1 rRNA gene is annotated in these 2506 nt (G+C 51.4%); it reads right to left on the minus strand.

Features of this window, described 5'->3' with window-relative positions:
* A 23S ribosomal RNA gene (locus GVL12_RS25570) occupies nucleotides 1–2506 on the minus strand; the annotation flags it as partial.

A 2506-nucleotide genomic window follows, 5' to 3' on the forward strand; every position in this document is an offset into this window, starting at 1 on the left:
AGGGGGCTCAAGGCCCCGGCAGATCTCATCTTGAAACGAGTTTCCCGCTTAGATGCTTTCAGCGGTTATCTCTTCCACACTTAGCTACTCGGCAATGCCACTGGCGTGACAACCGATACACCAGAGGTGTGTCCACTCCGGTCCTCTCGTACTAGGAGCAGGCTTCCTCAAATCTGCAGCGCCCACGGAAGATAGGGACCAAACTGTCTCACGACGTTTTAAACCCAGCTCACGTACCTCTTTAAATGGCGAACAGCCATACCCTTGGGACCGACTACAGCCCCAGGATGAGATGAGCCGACATCGAGGTGCCAAACACCGCCGTCGATATGAACTCTTGGGCGGTATCAGCCTGTTATCCCCAGAGTACCTTTTATCCGTTGAGCGATGGCCCTTCCATACAGAACCACCGGATCACTATGTCCTGCTTTCGCATCTGCTCGACTTGTCAGTCTCGCAGTTAAGCACGCTTATGCCATTGCACTATCGTCACGATGTCCGACCGTAACTAGCGTACCTTCGAACTCCTCCGTTACGCTTTGGGAGGAGACCGCCCCAGTCAAACTGCCTACCATGCACTGTCCCCGATCCAGATAATGGACCAAGGTTAGAACCTCAAACACACCAGGGTGGTATTTCAACGTTGGCTCCATGAGAACTAGCGTCCTCACTTCAAAGCCTCCCACCTATCCTACACAGATCTGTTCAAAGTCCAATACAAAGCTACAGTAAAGGTTCATGGGGTCTTTCCGTCTTTCCGCGGGGAGATTGCATCATCACAAACATTTCAACTTCGCTGAGTCTCTGGAGGAGACAGTGTGGCCATCGTTACGCCATTCGTGCAGGTCGGAACTTACCCGACAAGGAATTTCGCTACCTTAGGACCGTTATAGTTACGGCCGCCGTTTACTGGGACTTCAATCAAGAGCTTGCACCCCATCATTTAATCTTCCAGCACCGGGCAGGCGTCACACCCTATACGTCCACTTTCGTGTTTGCAGAGTGCTGTGTTTTTATTAAACAGTCGCAGCCACCGATTTTTTGCAACCGCTTTCGGCTTGCCTTGTACAGGTTCACCTAGTTGCGGCATACCTTCTCCCGAAGTTACGGTATCAATTTGCCGAGTTCCTTCTCCAGAGTTCTCTCAAGCGCCTTAGAATACTCATCTCGCGCACCAGTGTCGGTTTGCGGTACGGTCGTGTGTAGCTGAAGCTTAGTGGCTTTTCCTGGAAGCTGGGTATCACTCACTTCGTCTGCAAGCAGACTCGTTATCACCCCTCATCTAAGCCCGGCGGATTTGCCTACCGGGCATGACTACAGGCTTGAACCAACATATCCAACAGTTGGCTGAGCTAACCTTCTCCGTCCCCACATCGCACTACACATCGGTACAGGAATATTGACCTGTTTCCCATCAGCTACGCATCTCTGCCTCGCCTTAGGGGCCGACTCACTCTACGCCGATGAACGTTGCGTAGAAAACCTTGCGCTTACGGCGAGGGGGCTTTTCACCCCCTTTAACGCTACTCATGTCAGCATTCGCACTTCTGATACCTCCAGCATCCGTCACCAGACACCTTCACAGGCTTACAGAACGCTCTCCTACCACGTGCAATAAATTGCACATCCGCAGCTTCGGTAACTGGCTTAGCCCCGTTACATCTTCCGCGCAGGACGACTCGATCAGTGAGCTATTACGCTTTCTTTAAATGATGGCTGCTTCTAAGCCAACATCCTGACTGTTTTAGCCTTCCCACTTCGTTTCCCACTTAGCCAATTTTAGGGACCTTAGCTGGCGGTCTGGGTTGTTTCCCTCTTGAGTCCGGACGTTAGCACCCGGTGCTCTGTCTCCCAAGCTGTACTCTGCGGTATTCGGAGTTTGCATAGGTTTGGTAAGTCGCCATGACCCCCTAGCCTAAACAGTGCTCTACCCCCGCAGGTAATACTTGAGGCACTACCTAAATAGTTTTCGGAGAGAACCAGCTATTTCCAAGTTTGTTTAGCCTTTCACCCCTATCCACAGCTCATCCGCTAATTTTGCAACATTAGTCGGTTCGGACCTCCAGTACCTGTTACGGCACCTTCATCCTGGCCATGGATAGATCACTTGGTTTCGGGTCTACACCCAGCGACTGATTCGCCCTATTCGGACTCGATTTCTCTACGGCTTCCCTATTCGGTTAACCTTGCCACTGAATGTAAGTCGCTGACCCATTATACAAAAGGTACGCAGTCACCCTTGCGGGCTCCTACTTTTTGTAAGCATGCGGTTTCAGGATCTATTTCACTCCCCTCCCGGGGTTCTTTTCGCCTTTCCCTCACGGTACTGGTTCACTATCGGTCGATTACGAGTATTTAGCCTTGGAGGATGGTCCCCCCATATTCAGACAAGGTTTCTCGTGCCCCGCCCTACTTTTCTCTAGCTTAGTACCACTCGTCTGTTTTCGCATACGGGACTATCACCCACTATGGTTGGCCTTTCCATGCCACTTTGCTAACAGTCGAG

It is taken from the genome of Pantoea sp. 18069, from assembly GCF_902706035.1.
Lineage (GTDB): Bacteria > Pseudomonadota > Gammaproteobacteria > Burkholderiales > Burkholderiaceae_C > Comamonas.